Source organism: Noviherbaspirillum album, from assembly GCF_035916955.1.
Classification (GTDB): Bacteria; Pseudomonadota; Gammaproteobacteria; order Burkholderiales; family Burkholderiaceae_D; genus Noviherbaspirillum; species Noviherbaspirillum album.
Genome location: NZ_JAWIIV010000019.1, coordinates 82,451 through 99,400, shown reverse-complemented (window position 1 = coordinate 99,400; position 16,950 = coordinate 82,451). Strand labels below are relative to the sequence as shown.

The following is a 16,950-nucleotide window of genomic DNA, read 5'->3' as shown; positions in this document are numbered from 1 at the left end:
GAATGAACAAACTTTATACGATTCGATGAAACTTTTTCGGCGGTCGTCCCCTCATAGCGATAGGTGTTCATTCACCTCCCGCTTCTCCTCCCTGAGCGGGGCCTATCGTGGCATAAGCGATAAGGCGTTACTGCCCTGGAGATCTTCCCCTTTCTCCAGGGTTTTTTTTGTCCGCACGCTCCGCTGCAATCCGCGCATTCAGCCTTCATCGTCTTCAGTGCTAGGGCTTTCGCCGGAATTCTCTTCCTGAGGCTCCGTATTTTCCAGGCCCAGCAATCCCTGAATCTTTTCGTCCGCTTCTTCCAGGCCGATGCGTTTCAATGCCGAAAACAGCTGTACGCTGAACGGGAAGGGCTGGCCCTGTTCATCCACATAACTGTTAAGCACCGTACGGGCAAGGCGCAATGCGTTGGTCGATTCGTTCCGGTTCAGCTTGTCCGCCTTGGTCAGCAGGCAGTGCACCGGCTTTCCGCTCGGAGCAAACCATTCCAGCATCTGGATATCGAGATCGGTGAAGGGGCGGCGCGAATCCATGATAAGCACCAGGGCGGCGAGCTGCTCGCGCCGCTGCACGTAATCGCCCAGCAGGTTTTGCCAGTGCAGCTTGGCATCGCCCGACACCTCGGCATAGCCGTAGCCCGGCAGGTCGACCAGCAGCGCGCGTATTTCCTCCACCTTGGTCGGGTCCTTGCGGTGCTGCGCAACATGGGCGCCGCCGATCGAGAAATAGTTGATGTGCTGGGTGCGTCCGGGCGTCTTCGAAGCGAAGGCAAGCTTTTTCTGATTGCAGAGGATGTTGATGGCGGTGGACTTGCCGGCATTGGAGCGGCCGGCGAAGGCGATTTCCGGAACTTGCGTCTTTGGCAAATCGCGAAGATGGTTCACCGTAGTGAAGAAACGGGCTTGCCAAAGTAGGGACATAGGGAAAATGAAAAGCTTGAAGAGCGGCAGAGAAAATGCAGCAAGGGAAGTAAAAACGGCAAAAACCTATTGTACAATAAGAGGTTATGTGTGTTGCGCCGCTGCGGTGCTGCCACGAAGGTATTTTGCGCTGCAGCGCCAGCGTGCCGCCCGCAACCATCGCTTCGATGTCTTGCCGGCGGGCGTGCAAGCGGGGTGCAGTCGCCGCCACTGGCCAGAATTTTAATATCAAGTCTCAGGGTGTTTGAATGAACCGTGCGTTTTTACCGTTTGTGAAGTCCTTGTTCGTCGCAATGCTGGCAGTCTCTTCGGTGGCTTATGCAGCGGAAGAGAAAAAGGCGCCTAAGGCCGATCCTGCCAAAGGGGAAGCAATCTACACCCAGGGCGATGCGTCCCGCAACGTCACGGCCTGCCTGGCCTGCCATGGCCCTGCCGGCAATTCCACCATTGCGCAGAACCCAAAGATTGCGGGCCAGCATCCGGAATACCTGGCCAAGCAGCTCGCCGATTTCAGGACGCCGCAGCGCAACAACCCGATCATGACGCCGATCTCGAAGGCGCTGAGCGATGAAGACATGAGGAACATCGCGGCCTACCTCGACAATCAGAAGCAGCAGCCGGGCGCCGCCCGCAACAAGGATACCGTCGAACTCGGCAAGAAGATCTATCGCGCCGGCATCGCGGAAAAGAATGTTCCCGCTTGCGCCGCCTGTCATGGCCCGAACGGCGCCGGCATTCCCGCCCAATTCGCACGCCTGGGCGGCCAGCACCAGGAATATACCGCCGCGCAGCTGACCGCCTTCCGCAGCGGTGCGCGTAACAACAGCGCGCAAATGACGACCATTGCCAAGCGCATGTCCGATGATGAGATTCAGGCAGTGTCCGACTATATCGCCGGCTTGAAATAAACAGAAAACACCTAAGCTAAAGAAGCAGGAAACAAGAAACGGAGGGGGTGGCGAATGCCGCCCCCTTTTCTTTTGTTTTGTTTTGATGTCTAAATATCCATGAGCACAAGCACCTCCGGGTTACAACTGAAAACAGAACGACGCTGGCTTGCCGACGCCGTCGAACTGATTTCATCCATGCGTTTTGCGATCAGCCTGCTGACCCTGATTTCGATTGCCTCGGTCATCGGCACCGTGCTCAAGCAGAACGAGCCCATGCCGAACTACGTCAACCAGTTCGGCCCGTTCTGGTTCGAGGTGTTCGGCAAGCTGGGCCTGTACAGTGTGTATTCGACCTGGTGGTTCCTGCTCATCATGGCATTCCTGGTCCTGTCCACGAGTCTGTGCATCATCCGCAACACGCCCAAGATGCTCAGCGACATGCGCAGCTGGCGCGAGAATGTGCGCGAACAGTCGCTGCGGAATTTCCATCACAAGGCGGAATGGAGCACCTCATTTCCGCTGACCGGTTTCGCGCAGCAACTCGCGCAGCGTATCGCGGCCGGCGGCTACAAGGTCAAGGTGGTGGGCAAGGACGGTGGCGTGCTGATCGCCGCCAAGCAGGGTGCCGCCAACAAGTGGGGCTATATCTTTGCGCATAGCGCGATTGTCATCATCTGCATCGGCGGCTTGCTCGATTCCGACCTGTCGATCCGCTTTCAGCAATGGTTCGGCGGCAAAACGGCGTTCGGAGGCGGTGGCATCATTGCCGATATTCCCGCGCAGCATCGTCTCGGTGTGGGCAATCCTTCGTTCCGCGGCAATACCTTCATTCCTGAAGGCGGCACTACCAATACCGCGATTCTTCCGCAGCAAAGCGGCGTCCTTGTGCAGGAGCTGCCGTTTTCGATCCAGCTGAAAAAATTTATCGTCGAACACTACTCGACCGGCATGCCCAAGCTGTTCGCCAGCGAGGTCGTGGTGCGCGATGCCGAGACCGGCAAGACGTTTGAAGCCACCATTAAGGTCAACGAGCCGCTGATCTACAAGGGCATCGCCATCTATCAATCCAGCTTCGACGACGGCGGCAGCCGGCTCAAGGTGACCGGCCATTCCATGCGAGGCGCGGAGTACCAGACCTTCGGCGTCACCGGCGAAGTCGGCAGTTCCACGGCCCTGGCCAGCGACAAGGGCTCCGAAACCACCATCGAGTGGAGCGGGTTCCGGCCGTTCAATGTGGAAAACATGGCGCAGCGCGGCCAGGATGTGCGTGCGGTCGATCAGTCCAAGAGCTTCAATGAAAAATTCGCGGCCGGCCTCGACAAGCAACTGGGATCGGCAGCAAAGGATCCCAACAACAAGGATCTGAAGAATGTCGGTCCAAGCGTGCAGTACAAGCTGCGCGACAAGAACGGGCAAGCCAAGGAATTCCACAACTACATGCAGCCGGTAGAAGTCGACGGCGCTTATGTGTTTCTTGCCGGAATGCGGGAAACGCCGAGCGAACCGTTCCGCTACCTGCGCATCCCTGCCGACGACGACGATACCGTTCAGGAATGGATGCGGCTGCGCGCGGCGGTGTTCAACGCCGGATTGCGCGAACAGGCCGCAAAGCGCTATGCGCAGCAGGCAATGCCGGAGCAGAAGGAAAACGCAGCCAACCTGCGCGAGCAGCTCGAGCGCTCCGCGCTGCGCGGCCTGGAAATCTTTGCGGGCGACGGGCGCGATAGCGGCTACATGGCCGTCTCGCGCTTCCTGGAAAGGGTGCCACCGGCGGAACAGGAAAAAGCCGCAGAAATTTTCATGAAAATTCTGAACGGCAGCATGTGGGAACTGTGGCAAGCTGCGCGTCTGAAGGATGGCCTCAAGGAAGTCACGGCAGATGAAAAGCACGGCCGCTTCCTGCAGCTGGCAACCAATGCCATTTCCGACGCATCATTCTATGCGGCGCCGGTCTACCTTCAGCTCAACGAGTTCGAGGAAATCAAGGCATCGGTGCTGCAGGTCACCAGGTCGCCCGGAAAGAACGTCGTGTATTTCGGCTGCCTGCTGCTCACGCTGGGCGTATTCTCGATGTTCTACATCCGAGAACGGCGCCTGTGGGTATGGCTGAAGCCGGACGAAGCCGGCGGCACGCACGCGCTGATGGCGCTGAGCGCCCAGCGCAAGACCCTGGATTTCGAAAAGGAATTCGAGACGCTCAAGACGCAGCTTGTGAAACCGAATTGAGTTAGCATCAAAACAAACAGGCAGGGCGTGCGAAGCGGTCACTTCGTTTTAAGCACCCCCGGCAATGCGTAAGCAATGTATGAAATGCGGCTCGCCGTGAACCGGAAAACCGGCATGGCAGGCGCTACGGAGAAAGCAATGGATCTGACACAGACACAAATCTATACGCCGCCGCCGGGCTATTTCCGGCGTTTGAGCATGGTCGACTGGGGCTATGCCGCCATCCTGCTGGCCGGGGCGCTGTTCGCGTTCAGCCGCTTCGCCGCCTACATGGATGTGTATGAAAAGGCGATCCTGCTGCTTTCGGCTCCCACATTCGCATGGCTGGGCTGGCAATGGAAGCCGGTCCGCTGGCTGATGGCGGTGCTGGCAATCCTCTCGCTGTTCGCCATTTCCCTGTATGGCGGCTCCCTGGAGGCCGCCAATGGCAAGTTTTTCCTCAAGTACGCGTTGTCGAGCCAGTCGGCGATCCTGTGGATGAGCACGCTGTTCTTCCTGTCGACCCTGTTCTACTGGGGCGGCCTGCTGGCCCGCGCGGACTTCGGCGGCGCGATCGGCAGCAAGCTCTGCTGGTCGGCAGTGATTCTCGGATTCACCGGCATGCTAGTACGCTGGTACGAGTCCTATCTGGTCGGCCCGGACATCGGGCACATCCCGATTTCCAACCTGTATGAAGTCTTCGTGCTGTTCTGCCTGATTACTGCCTTGTTCTACCTGTACTACGAAGAGCATTATGCAACCAGGCAACTCGGCGCATTTGTCATGCTGATCATTTCGGCGGCGGTCGGTTTTCTGCTGTGGTACACGATCAGCCGCGAAGCATCCGAAATCCAGCCCCTGGTTCCCGCACTCCAGAGCTGGTGGATGAAAATCCACGTGCCGGCCAACTTCATCGGCTATGGCACGTTCGCGCTGGCGGCCATGGTGGCCGTTGCGTACCTGCTCAAGACAAAAGGCATCCTGGCTGACCGCCTGCCGGCGCTGGAGGTGCTGGACGACGTTATGTACAAGGCGATCGCGGTCGGCTTCGCGTTCTTCACCATTGCCACCATCCTCGGCGCGCTGTGGGCGGCCGAAGCCTGGGGCGGCTACTGGTCCTGGGATCCGAAGGAAACCTGGGCGCTGATTGTCTGGCTCAACTATGCGGCATGGCTGCACATGCGCCTGATGAAGGGTCTGCGCGGGCAAGTCGCGGCATGGTGGTCGCTGGTCGGCCTGCTGATCACGACCTTTGCCTTCCTGGGCGTCAACATGTTCCTGTCGGGCCTGCATTCCTACGGTTCCCTTTAAGCGCAGCTTCAGAGTCCGTAGCGTCAGAGTCGCTTCCGGGAAGCCGATGAAATTGTTGTAAGGTTGTGTCTGTCCCAGAAGACAAAGCAGCGAGCCAAACCAACGTTTCATCCTTCTTACGGAGCAACCATGTTGATCAAACGCAGCCCGAATGGCATCGATATCCCGTTCGGCTCCGAAATTACGCCGCGTTCGGTATTCGAATCGCGGCGCAGCTTCATCAAGCAGCTCGCCGTCGGCAGCATAGCCGGCGGCGCCCTTGCCGAGATGGCCATGCGCGAGGCGTTCGCCCAGGCTCCCGGCGCGCAGAAGCTGGCTGCGAAAGCCAATCCGGCCTTCGTCATCATGGACAAGCCGACGTCCTACAAGGACGCCACCACCTACAACAACTTCTACGAGTTCGGCACCGACAAGGCGGATCCCGCCCAGAATGCCGGCTCCCTCAAGACGCGTCCCTGGACCGTCGCCATCGAAGGCGAGATCAAGAAACCGATGACGGTCGATCTCGACGGCCTGCTCAAGCTGGCGCCGCTGGAAGAAAGGATCTACCGGCTGCGCTGCGTCGAAGGCTGGTCGATGGTGATTCCCTGGGTCGGCTATTCCCTGTCGGAACTCATCAAGAAGGTCGAGCCCAACGGGAATGCGAAGTACGTGGAATTCATTACCCTGGCCGACAAGAAGCAAATGCCTGGCCTGCGCAGCCCGGTGCTGGAATGGCCGTATGTCGAAGGCTTGCGGCTGGACGAAGCAAACCACCCGCTGACGCTGCTGACGCTGGGCATGTACGGTGAAGTGCTGCCCAACCAGAATGGCGCACCGGTGCGCATCGTGGTGCCATGGAAATATGGCTTCAAATCGGCCAAGTCGATCGTCAAGATCCGCTTTACCAAGGACCAGCCCCGGACTGCCTGGAATCTGTCCGCGCCGCAGGAGTACGGTTTTTATTCCAACGTCAATCCCGACGTCGACCATCCCCGCTGGTCGCAGGGAAGCGAAAGGCGCATCGGCGAAGACGGCTTTTTTACCCGCAAGCGCAAGACCCTGATGTTCAACGGTTACAGCGACGTGGCGTCCCTTTACACGGGCATGGATCTCAAGAAATTTTTCTGAGAGCGCTTCGCCCGGGGAGACGGCGCCCCGGTTTGCAAACTCATTCCGACCGCGGCGGCTATCCGGCCGCCGCAAGGAGATTTCCGGCCATGTTCAATCCCGATTCCAGGCAAATCACCGTCATCAAGTGCGTCGTATTCCTGGCTTCGCTGCTGCCGCTCGCGCGCCTGGTAGGCTACGGCTTTACCGACCGCCTCGGCGCCAATCCGATCGAGTTCATCACCCGCAGCACCGGCGACTGGACCCTGTATTTTCTGTGCCTGACGCTGGCCGTCACGCCGCTGCGCCGCATCAGCCACTGGAACTGGCTGATCAAGCTGCGGCGCATGCTCGGCCTGTTCGCATTCTTCTACGCCGTCCTGCATTTCATGACCTTCTTCTGGTTCGATCATTTCTTCGAACTCGACGAGATGTTCAAGGATGTCGTGAAGCGGCCGTTCATCCTGGTCGGCTTCATTGCACTGCTTCTGCTGATCCCGCTTGCGGCGACCAGCACCAACGGCATGATCCGCAGGCTGGGCGGCAAGCGGTGGCAATGGCTGCATCGCCTGATCTACCTGGTCGGTCCGCTCGGCATCCTGCACTTCTGGTGGATGAAGGCGGGTAAGAACGATTTCGCAGAACCCACGCTGTTCGGCGCCATCATGGCGCTGCTGTTGCTGTCGCGGGTTTACTGGAACGTGGTCCAGCCCAGAATGCAAAAGCGCCGGTCGAAGCCGGCGCCGGTTTGAAGCTGCCGAGGAATGGCTTAGGGCAGCACGGATTCCAGCGCAAACAATTCGCTCGCGGCTTCGCGCTGGCGGATCAGATGCAGTTTGTCGCCGTCTACCATTACCTCGGCGGCACGGCCGCGGGTATTGTAGTTGGATGACATCGTCATGCCATAGGCACCGGCGGACATGATGGCCAGCAAGTCGCCCTGTTCGATGGCCAGGGCGCGTTCACGCGCCAGCCAGTCGCCGGATTCGCATACCGGGCCGACCACGTCATAGGTCTTGGGCGCGCCAGCGCGCTGAGTGACCGGCTGTACGCCGTGCCAGGCCTGGTACATTGCCGGGCGCATCAGGTCGTTCATCGCCGCGTCGACGATCGCGAAATTCTTGCCGTCGCCATGCTTCAGGTACTCCACCTGCGTGAGCAGCACGCCGGCATTGCCGACAATCGAGCGCCCGGGCTCGAACAGCACCTGGATCGGCGCACCCTGGTATCGGCGCTGGCGCCACTGGTCGACCTTCTGGAACAGGCGGGTCAGGTAATCGCCGACGGCAACCGGCTGGTCATTGTTGTAATTGATGCCGATGCCTCCGCCGATGTCAAAGTGATGCAGATGGATGCCTTCCTCGCTCAGCTGGTCGACCAGTTCGGTCAGGCGGTCAAATGCTTCCAGCAGCGGGGTATCATCCAGCAGTTGCGAGCCGATATGACAATCGATGCCGACCACGCGGATATGCGGGAGGCTGGCAGCCTTGCGATAGGTGGCTAGCGCCTCGTCGTAGGCGATGCCGAACTTGTTTTCCTTCAGTCCGGTCGAGATGTAAGGATGGGTCTTGGCATCGACATTCGGATTGACCCGCAGCGATACCGGCGCCTGTTTTCCGACTTCGCCGGCGACGTCATTGAGCCGCTGCAGTTCGGCTGTCGATTCCACGTTGAAGCAGAGAATGTCGTGCGACAGCGCGAGTCGCATTTCGTCCTGCGTCTTGCCAACGCCGGAAAAAATCACCTTGCGCGGATCGCCGCCGGCGGCGATCACGCGCAGCAGTTCGCCGCCGGATACGATATCAAACCCCGACCCCATCCGGCCGAGCAGGTTCAGCACCGCCAGGTTGGAATTCGACTTCACCGAATAGCACACCAGCGACGTCGATTCATCGCGGCCGTTGGCCTTGCATGCCTGCGCATAGGCGGAGAAATTCTCGACCAGCGCAGCCTTCGAATAGACATAGGTGGGGCTGCCGAACTGATTGGCGATCTCGGTCAGCGGCGTATTTTCGACGTGCAGCACGCCGTTCTTGTAGGCAAAGTAGGACATGGGAAGATGCAGCTTACTGGGAAGTGGATGGCAAGACTGGGACGGTCCGCGGCGCCGGCAAATCCGGCGTGGCTTGCGCAGGTTTGCTAGGCAGATACAACGGCCCTTTCTGACCGCAGGCGGCGAGAACGCAGGCCAGCGCGGCGAGCAGCATGAAATGGAAAGCGGACTTCACGATTAGAATCAGGGTTTGGGAAAATTCATTGGAGTGTAGCATGACAGAAACCGAATTCCTGGCATTGGCCGACCGGACGCTGACGCGTATAGAAACCGCGCTCGAAAATGCGGTGAACGAGACCGATCTCGACATCGAATGCAGTCGCAGCGGCAATGTGCTCGAGATCGAGTTCGTCGACAATGGCTCGAAAGTCATCGTCAACAGCCAGGCTGCCATGCATGAAATCTGGGTGGCGGCGAGATCGGGCGGTTTCCACTATCGCTATGTAGACGGCAGCTGGATCAATACGCGCGACAAGACGGAGCTGTTTGCGGCCTTGTCGAATATTGCCAGTGAACAGAGCGGTATTCCGCTGCAGCTGAGCGCTTGATACCGATTCCCGTTTAAGATCGAGCCGAAAGTACTGCCAAGAAAAAAGGCCGAAGCACATCATGCTTCGGCCTTTTGTTTGTTTTTTTACTTTGTTTTTTGCTTTCAATCCGTCCGGACCGATCAGAACAATTCGTTCTTCACTTCATCCTTGGGCTTTTCTTCTTCCTCCGCCGGCTTGTCGCTCAGGCCAAGACTGCGCACGCCCATCCCCGGCGGATTCTCCGCGTAGTAATAGTCGTTCGCCACCTGGATCACGCCTTCCGGCATCGGCTTTTCCTCCACCGGTACATCCTTCAGCGCCTTCTGCATGTAGCTGATCCAGATCGGCAGCGCCAGTCCGCCGCCGGTCTCCTTGTTGCCCAGGTTCTTGGGCTGATCGAAGCCGATCCATGCAACGCCGACCACCTTCGGCTGGTAGCCTGCGAACCAGGCATCGAAGGAGTCGTTGGTGGTGCCGGTCTTGCCGGCGATGTCAGGCCGTTTCAGGCTGAGTGCGCGGGTGGCGGTACCGAACTTGACGACATCCTTGAGCATGCTGTCCATCAGGAAGGCGTTGCGCTCGTCGATCACCCGGTTCGCCTCGTTACCGGCGCGTTCCGGGTTGACCTGCGAAAGTATGCGTCCGCTGTTGTCCGTAATGCGCGAAATGATGTAGGGACTGACCCTGTAGCCGCCATTGGCGAATACCGCGTATGCACCGGCCATCTGCAGTGGCGTCACCGCGCCCGCGCCCAGCGCCAGCGTCAGGTAGGGCGGGTTCTTTTCGGCTTCGAAGCCGAAACGGGTCGCATATTCCTGGCCATACTTCGCGCCGACCTTATGCAGGATGCGGATCGAAACCATGTTCTTCGATTTCGTCAGGCCCCTGCGCATGGTCATCGGGCCTTCATACTTGCCGTCGTAGTTCTTCGGCTCCCAGGCCTGTCCGCCGGTCTGGCCGGCATCGAAGACGATGGGTGCGTCGTTGATCAGCGTGGCGGGAGACAAGCCTTTCTCCAGCGACGCCGAATAGATGAAAGGCTTGAACGACGACCCCGGCTGGCGCCAAGCCTGTGTCACGTGATTGAACTTGTTGCGGTTGAAATCGAATCCGCCGATCAGCGCGCGTATCGAGCCGTCTTCGGTATTGGCGGCGACGAAGGCGGATTCGACTTGCGGCATCTGGGTGATGCTCCACACCTTGTTTTCCTGGGTCACGCGGATGATGGCGCCGCGCTTGACGCGCTTGTTGGGCGGCGCCTTGTCGCTCAGCAGATGCGCCGCGAAGGCGAGGCCCGGACCGCTGATCTCGATCTCCTCGCCCGATGACAGCATGGCCTTGACCAGCTTGGGCGACGCCTCCAGCACGGCCGCCGCGACGATGTCGTCGCTGTCGGGATGTTCCGCGAGCTCGACTTCGATCGCATCCTCCGCCTCATCCTTGGAAGAGGGAATCTCCATGTAGCCTTCCGGCCCCCGGTAGCCATGCCGCTTTTCGTAGTCCATTACGCCCCGGCGCAGGGCCAGGTAGGCGGCATCCTGATCGGCCTTGGTGATCGTGGTGTAGACATTCAGGCCGCGCGTATAGGTTTCTTCCTTGAACTGCTCGTACACCAGCTGGCGGGTCATCTCGGCCACGTACTCGGCATGGATGCCGAATTCGCTGCTCGACGTCTTGACCTTGAGGACCTGGTCCTTGGCCGTTTCATAGTCGTCCTGAGAGATGTAGCCAAGCAGCAGCATGCGCTGCAGGATGTATTGCTGGCGGATGCGCGCGCGTTTCGGATTGGCGACCGGATTGTAGGCCGAAGGTGCTTTCGGTAAGCCGGCCAGCATGGCCGCCTCGGCAATGGTGATGTCGGAAAGCTTCTTGCCGTAGTAGATCTGCGCGGCCGCGGAGAAGCCGTAGGCGCGCTGGCCCAGATAGATCTGGTTCATGTAAACCTCGAGGATCTGGTCCTTCGACAGGTTCTGCTCGATCTTCCAGGCGAGCAGGATTTCGTAGAGCTTCCGCTTGAAGGTCTGTTCGCTCGACAGGAAGAAATTGCGGGCTACCTGTTGCGTGATGGTCGAGGCGCCCTGCCTGGAACTGCTGGTCAGGTTGTGTAGAGCGGCGCGGGCAATGCCGACATAGTCGACGCCGCCATGATCGAAGAAGCGGTCATCCTCGATCGCCAGCACGGCCTTCTTCATGATGTCCGGCACATCGTTGATGCGTACCAGCGTGCGGCGCTCTTCGCCGAATTCGCCGATCAGCACATTGTCGGCGGAGAAGATGCGCAGCGGGATCTTCGGACGGTAGTCCGTAATGGCTTCCAGCGAAGGCAGATTTGGATAGGCCATCGACAAGGCAAAGCCGACGATCAATATGCCGACCACCAACAGGCCGAGCATGCCCGCACCTAGCTTGAGCATCAGGCGGAGAAGGAAATTGTTGTTGCCCTTGGGCGGCGTGTTGGGGGTGCCGCCTGCGGCATTTGATCGGGTCATGCGAAAAGAGGAGGCAAAAGTGGATCTTCAGATTATAGCTGTGGGAAACCGGAACCGATATTATTAAAATTTCAATTATTTGTTTCCGGAAATGTTATCCTTGGCGCGCACTGCGAAGACAGTAAGTGGGCAATTGGCAACGGATTTTGGTGTTACTCCATGGAAATTACTTTACACTTCGCAAGCCTTATTGCTAGGATTTAATGTAACGTTGGATGTTTATCACCTAAATATAGGTTTTTAAACACTTTTTTCGAAACATTACACCGTATTTCGCTGCTTCGACACCCAAGTAAGTGGTGCGTTCACGCAATAAACCACATTTTCGGGGAGAAAGACCCTTGGCCATAGATCTCGGACTCTTGCTTGGTAACAAAAATCCACCGCTGGTCGGACTGGATATCAGTACTTCGGGCGTGAAGCTCGTCGAATTGTCGGATGCGGGCAAGAATGAATATCGCCTGGAGCGCTTTGCGAGTGAACCGCTTCCGCGCGGCGCAGTCGTCGATGGCAATATTGAAAACATGGACCAGGTTTCCGAGGCCGTGCGCCGGGTCTGGAAGAAGAGCGGCACACGCGCCAGGCACGTGGCGCTCGGCATGCCGCCGGCAGCCGTGATCACCAAGAAGATTATCCTGCCCGCCGGACTTTCCGAGGACGAGCTCGAGGTTCAGGTCGAGAGCGAAGCCAATCAGTACATTCCGTTTGCGCTTGAGGAGGTCAGTCTAGACTTCGACGTGATCGGTCCGGCACAGAATGCGCCGGAAGATGTCGATGTCCTGATCGCCGCAACCCGCAAGGAAAAGGTCGAGGACCGTGTCGCGGTCGCCGAGTCCGCCGGCCTGAAGCCGCTGGTGATGGATATCGAGTCCTATGCGGCCAGGGCGGCGCTTGACCGGATCACCGCGCAACTGCCCAAGGGCGGCCAGGGGCAGATCGTGGCGCTGTTCCAGCTCGGCGCCCAAATCACGCATGTGTCGGTGCTGCAGGACGGACAGGCCATTTACGAGCGGGAGCAGCCTTTCGGCGGCAACCAGCTGACGCAGGATATCGTGCGCGCTTACGGACTGTCGTTCGATGAGGCCGAATCGAAGAAGCGCAGCGGCGACCTGCCCGAAGGTTATGAGCGCGAACTGCTCGAACCTTTCATGGAAAACGCCGCGCTGGAAATCACCCGCGCAATCCAGTTTTTCTTCACCTCCACGCCTTACACCCATATCGACCAACTCTTTCTTGCCGGCGGATGCGCGATCATTCCCGGCCTGGTGGAGCTTGTCGCCGAGCGGACCAAGATATCAAGCTCCGTTGTCAGCCCGTTCAAGGGCATGCAGCTTGCGGGCAACGTACGCGAAAAACAGCTGCGAGCCGAAGCGCCTTCCTACCTGGTGGCCTGCGGACTCGCGATGCGGAGATTTGACTGATGATCAAGATCAATCTGCTTCCTCATCGCGAGGAAAAGCGCAAGCAGCGCAAGGCCGCATTCCTGCGCATGCTTGCGCTGTCGGCCGTCATGGGGGCGACGATGGTGGTGGCCGCCGGCGGCATCATTGCGGCGCAGATCGCTAACCAGACCCAGCGCAACGATTTCATCAAGGCCGAAAATACCAAGCTCGACGGCCAGATCAAGGAAATCAAGACGCTCAAGGAAGAAATCGAGGCCCTCAAGGCTCGCCAGCAGGCCGTCGAGGACCTGCAGAGTGATCGCAACCAGCCTGTGTACCTGATGGACGAACTCGCGCGGCAGGTACCTGAAGGCATCTACCTGCGTTCGTTCAAGGAAGAGAACCAGCGCGTGGTGCTGATGGGGCATGCGCAATCCAACGAACGCGTGTCCGAACTGCTGCGCAACATCGGCAACAATTCGCCATGGCTGGAGCGCCCCGACCTGATCGAGATTCGCCTCGTCAGTCTCGGCCAGGGCAAGGATGCGAAAAAGGTGTACGACTTCACTGTCAACGTCGGCATCAAGCGCCCGCGCGACAAGGATGCCGCCGCCAACGGCGCAGCCAGCAGCGCCGCGGCCGCGGACGGCAAAGTCGACGGCACATCGACAAAAAAGTCCTGACGGGATAAAGCGATGACAGATCTGAAAAAACTTGCAGGGTCGGTAGAGGCGCAGTTCCGCGGCCTCAACGGCAGGCATCCGGGACAGTGGCCGCTCATACCCAGGCTGATGTGCGGCCTCGGCACCATCATCGCCGTCGGCATTCTCGGCTGGTTCCTCTACCTTAGCGGACAGATCGACGAGCTGACCCGGGGCGAGGAAGAAGAGGTCCGCCTGCGGGAAGAATATACCGTCAAGATCCGGCAGGCGGTCAATCTCAACGCCCTGCGCAAGCAAAAGGAGCAGGTCGGCGAATATGTCGCCACACTGGAGAAGCAATTGCCCAGCAAGGCCGAGATGGACGCGCTGCTCTCCGACATCAACCAGGCGGGATTGGGACGAGGGCTGCAGTTCGAGCTCTTCAAGCCCGGACAGGTGCTGGTCAAGGATTATTACGCCGAGCTTCCCATCGATATCAAGGTCGTGGGCAATTACCATGACGTTGGCTCCTTCACCAGCGACATCGCCAACCTGCCGCGTATCGTCACGCTCAACAAGATGAGCCTGGTTGCCGGCAAGGATGGCACGTTGACGCTGGAAGCGGTCGCCAAGACCTTCCGCTACCTCGACAAGGAAGAAATCGATGCCCAGCGCAAGGCTGCGCTCGAGAAGAAGAAGGCGAAGGGGGCGAAGAAATGACATCGAAACGCTGTCTTGCACGCAGTATTTCATTATTCCCGCTGTCCGTGCTGGCCGTGCTTGCCGGCTGCGGCGACGGCGGTGTGCAGGAAGTCAAGGCATGGATGGACGAGGCGCGACAACAGGCGCCGGTATCCGTGCAAAAGATTTCCGCGCCCAAGACCTTTGCACCCTTCGTCTATGCGGCGAAGGATGAAGTCGACCCTTACAGCCCGGTCAAGCTGTCGGCGGCATTGGCAAAACTGCAGGTCAACACAAACAGCGCCATCAAGCCCGATCTCGATCGCCGCAAGGACCCGCTGGAGAGTTATCCGCTCGACACCATCACCATGGTCGGTACGCTGCAGAAGCCAGGACTGAACTACGCGTTGCTGCAGGTGGACAAGTCGGTGTTCCAGGTCAAGGTCGGCAATTACATCGGCCAGAACTACGGCATGATCACGAAGATCGGCGAGACGGAAGTGGAACTGAAGGAAATCGTGCGCGACGCGGCCGGCGAGTGGACCGAACGCAAAGCCAAGCTAGAGTTGCAGGAGGATAAAAAATGAAGCCAGTGCAAAACCACCGCGGCGGGCCCGGCGCCATCGCGCAAAAAACGATGCGGCAATGCGCGATAGCATTCCTGGCTCTCCATGCCGGCCTGAGCTTCGCGCAGGAGAACGCCATCGAATCGATCAACGCCAACCAGCAGGGATCGAACATCATCGTCAAGGTGACCATGAAAAACCCTATCAGCAAGCCGCCGATCGGGTTTTCCATCACCAGCCCGGCGCGCATCGCCCTCGATTTCGCCGGCACCGCCAACGGCACAGGCAAGTCGGTGCAGGACATCGGCATGGGCGATGTCCGGAATGTCAATCTGGTGCAGGCCGGCGAGCGTTCGCGCCTGGTATTCAACCTGCTGCGTCCGCTGAACTACGCAACCTCGGTCGATGGCAAAACAGTCGTGGTGACCATCGACAGTTCGGGTGGAGTCGCCACGCCCGTGTCGGCGGCCGGCCTGCCGGTTCAGCGTCCCGCGGCGGCCGGCAAGCAAAACATCAAGGATGTCGATTTCCGCCGCGGCGCCAACGGCGAAGGCCGCATTGTCATCGATTTGCCGCCGGATCAGGTCGGCGTCGACGTGCGCCAGCAGGGGCAATCCATCATTGTCGACTTCCAGAAGGCGGGTCTGCCCGATGTGCTGCGCCGCCGCCTCGACGTGGCCGACTTCGGCACGCCGGTGCAAACCATCACGACCACGCCGCAGGGCGAAAACGTGCGCATGGTCATCGAGCCTAAGGGACTATGGGAGCATAGCGCCTACCAGAGCGACACCCAGCTGGTGGTCGAGGTCAAGCCGATCAAGGAAGATCCGAACAAGCTGGTGCAGGGCACGCAGGGCTATCGCGGCGAGCGCCTGTCGCTCAATTTCCAGAATGTCGAGGTACGCGCGGTGCTGCAGGTGATCGCCGATTTCACCGGCTTGAACATCATTACCAGCGATACCGTCAGCGGCAATCTGACCCTGCGCCTCAAGGACGTGCCATGGGACCAGGCACTCGACATCGTGATGCAGGCCAAGGGCCTCGACATGCGCAAGAACGGCACGGTGCTGTGGATCGCGCCCAAGGATGAACTGCTGACCAAGGAAAAGCTCGAACTCGAGCAGAAGGCCCAGATCGCCGAACTCGAACCCCTGAAGACGGAAACCTTCCAGCTGAACTACCAGAAGGCCGAGGCTTTCAAGCAGGTATTCGGCATCGATAATGCCGGCAGCGGCGACAGCAAGAATCGCATCCTGTCCAAGCGCGGCAGCGCGGTCATCGATCCCCGTACCAACCAGCTTTTCGTCACCGACATCTCGTCCAAGCTCGAGGAAGTGCGCAAGCTGGTGCAGAAAACCGACATCGCCTCGAAGCAGGTCCTGATCGAAGCAAGGATCGTCGAAGCCGATGACAAGTTCAGCCGCAACCTCGGCGCCAAGCTCGGCTTTTCCGACATGCGAGGCATCCGCGGCGGCAACGTCGGCTACGGGGTTGCCGGCAGCACCCGCGCGGCGCTCACCGGCAATTACCAGGGCGTGGGCGAACAGACGGGGCAGGCGGAGATCACCGACCAGAGCTATATTCCGAATACCCAGTTCGTGAACCTGCCCGCGGCCGGCATCAACGGCGCGAATCCCGGCAGCCTCGCGGTCAGCCTGTTCTCGGCGGCCGCAAACCGCTTCCTGAACCTCGAACTGTCGGCCCTCGAAGCCGATGGCAAGGGCAAGATCATTTCCAGTCCGCGCGTGGTCACGGCCGACCAGCTCAAGGCGCTGATCGAACAGGGCACCGAATTGCCCTATCAGGTCGCCACATCGAGCGGCGCGACATCCATCGCCTTCCGCAAGGCCAATCTCAAGCTGGAAGTCACGCCGCAGATCACGCCCGACGGCAACATCATTCTCGACGTGGATGTCAACAAGGACAGCGTCGGCGTCGAGACCCGTGCCGGCTTTGCCATCGACACCAAGCACGTCAAGACGCAGGTACTGGTCGAGAACGGCGGCACGGTGGTACTCGGCGGCATCTTCCAGCAGGTCGAGCGCACCAACGACACCAAGGTGCCCCTGTTTGGAGACATTCCGGTCGTGGGCAACCTGTTCAAGAGCACGGCGCGCACCAGCGACAAGACAGAACTACTCATCTTCATCACGCCGAAGGTCGTCGCAGAACGCATCTCGGCACGCTAATCC

Annotated in this window: 15 protein-coding genes; 11 read left to right on the top strand and 4 right to left on the bottom strand. The window is 59.3% G+C overall.

All coding sequences use genetic code 11. From position 1 onward, the window contains the following. Positions 1-198: 198 nt before the first annotated feature. Complete coding sequence (gene yihA / locus RY831_RS20545; RefSeq protein ID WP_326508243.1) at positions 199-921, bottom strand: ribosome biogenesis GTP-binding protein YihA/YsxC; 723 nt, start codon at positions 919-921, stop codon at positions 199-201. Positions 922-1,169: 248 nt separating this feature from the next. On the opposite strand from yihA, the gene RY831_RS20540 reads away from it, so the two are divergent. The 5 genes from RY831_RS20540 (at position 1,170) to msrQ (ending at position 7,168) form a co-directional block, all read left to right on the top strand. Next, positions 1,170-1,829, top strand: a complete 660-nt coding sequence (locus RY831_RS20540; protein WP_326508242.1) for a c-type cytochrome — start codon at positions 1,170-1,172, stop codon at positions 1,827-1,829. A gap of 99 nt (positions 1,830-1,928) precedes the next feature. Further along, a complete protein-coding gene (locus RY831_RS20535; protein ID WP_326508241.1) occupies positions 1,929-4,037 on the top strand; it encodes a cytochrome c biogenesis protein ResB in 2,109 nt (702 codons plus the stop codon). Positions 4,038-4,175: 138 nt separating this feature from the next. Continuing rightward, the gene (ccsB, locus tag RY831_RS20530; RefSeq protein WP_326508240.1) at positions 4,176-5,327 is read left to right on the top strand and encodes a c-type cytochrome biogenesis protein CcsB; all 1,152 of its coding nucleotides are present in this window, start codon (positions 4,176-4,178) and stop codon (positions 5,325-5,327) included. Positions 5,328-5,456: 129 nt separating this feature from the next. After that, a complete protein-coding gene (gene msrP, locus RY831_RS20525; protein WP_326508239.1) occupies positions 5,457-6,437 on the top strand; it encodes a protein-methionine-sulfoxide reductase catalytic subunit MsrP in 981 nt (326 codons plus the stop codon). 89 nt (positions 6,438-6,526) lie between these two features. Next, positions 6,527-7,168 carry a protein-methionine-sulfoxide reductase heme-binding subunit MsrQ gene (gene msrQ, locus RY831_RS20520; RefSeq protein ID WP_326508276.1) on the top strand — a complete coding sequence of 214 codons (642 nt, stop codon included), beginning with the start codon at positions 6,527-6,529 and terminating at the stop codon, positions 7,166-7,168. Between the two features lie 17 nt (positions 7,169-7,185). On the opposite strand, the gene lysA is transcribed toward msrQ, so the two are convergent. Both lysA and lptM read right to left on the bottom strand, forming a co-directional pair. Beyond that, a complete protein-coding gene (gene lysA, locus RY831_RS20515; RefSeq protein WP_326508238.1) occupies positions 7,186-8,469 on the bottom strand; it encodes a diaminopimelate decarboxylase in 1,284 nt (427 codons plus the stop codon). A gap of 13 nt (positions 8,470-8,482) precedes the next feature. After that, on the bottom strand, positions 8,483-8,623 hold the full coding sequence (lptM, locus tag RY831_RS20510; protein ID WP_326508275.1) for an LPS translocon maturation chaperone LptM: 141 nt from the start codon (positions 8,621-8,623) through the stop codon (positions 8,483-8,485). Positions 8,624-8,684: 61 nt separating this feature from the next. Here lptM and cyaY point away from each other — a divergent pair, with 61 nt between their 5' ends. Next, complete coding sequence (gene cyaY, locus RY831_RS20505) at positions 8,685-9,017, top strand: iron donor protein CyaY (RefSeq protein ID WP_326508237.1); 333 nt, start codon at positions 8,685-8,687, stop codon at positions 9,015-9,017. Between the two features lie 122 nt (positions 9,018-9,139). On the opposite strand, the gene RY831_RS20500 is transcribed toward cyaY, so the two are convergent. Then, positions 9,140-11,488, bottom strand: coding sequence for a penicillin-binding protein 1A (locus tag RY831_RS20500; RefSeq protein ID WP_437126303.1), 2,349 nt, complete (start codon positions 11,486-11,488; stop codon positions 9,140-9,142). 341 nt (positions 11,489-11,829) lie between these two features. Between RY831_RS20500 and RY831_RS20495 the strand changes: the two genes are divergently transcribed. From RY831_RS20495 to RY831_RS20475, 5 genes are read left to right on the top strand one after another with little or no spacing between them, the layout of a single operon-like run. Beyond that, complete coding sequence (locus RY831_RS20495; protein WP_326508236.1) at positions 11,830-12,909, top strand: pilus assembly protein PilM; 1,080 nt, start codon at positions 11,830-11,832, stop codon at positions 12,907-12,909. Further along, positions 12,909-13,553: a PilN domain-containing protein gene (locus RY831_RS20490; protein WP_326508235.1), complete on the top strand. Its 645-nt coding sequence runs from the start codon at positions 12,909-12,911 to the stop codon at positions 13,551-13,553. Before RY831_RS20495 ends, RY831_RS20490 begins: the two co-directional genes overlap by 1 nt. 12 nt (positions 13,554-13,565) lie before the next feature. Beyond that, positions 13,566-14,231: a type IV pilus inner membrane component PilO gene (locus RY831_RS20485; protein WP_326508234.1), complete on the top strand. Its 666-nt coding sequence runs from the start codon at positions 13,566-13,568 to the stop codon at positions 14,229-14,231. Then, on the top strand, positions 14,228-14,779 hold the full coding sequence (locus RY831_RS20480; protein WP_326508233.1) for a pilus assembly protein PilP: 552 nt from the start codon (positions 14,228-14,230) through the stop codon (positions 14,777-14,779). Before RY831_RS20485 ends, RY831_RS20480 begins: the two co-directional genes overlap by 4 nt. A gap of 50 nt (positions 14,780-14,829) precedes the next feature. Continuing rightward, entirely contained in the window at positions 14,830-16,947 is a 2,118-nt protein-coding gene (locus tag RY831_RS20475; protein ID WP_326508273.1) for a type IV pilus secretin PilQ, read from the top strand. Positions 16,948-16,950: the final 3 nt, after the last annotated feature.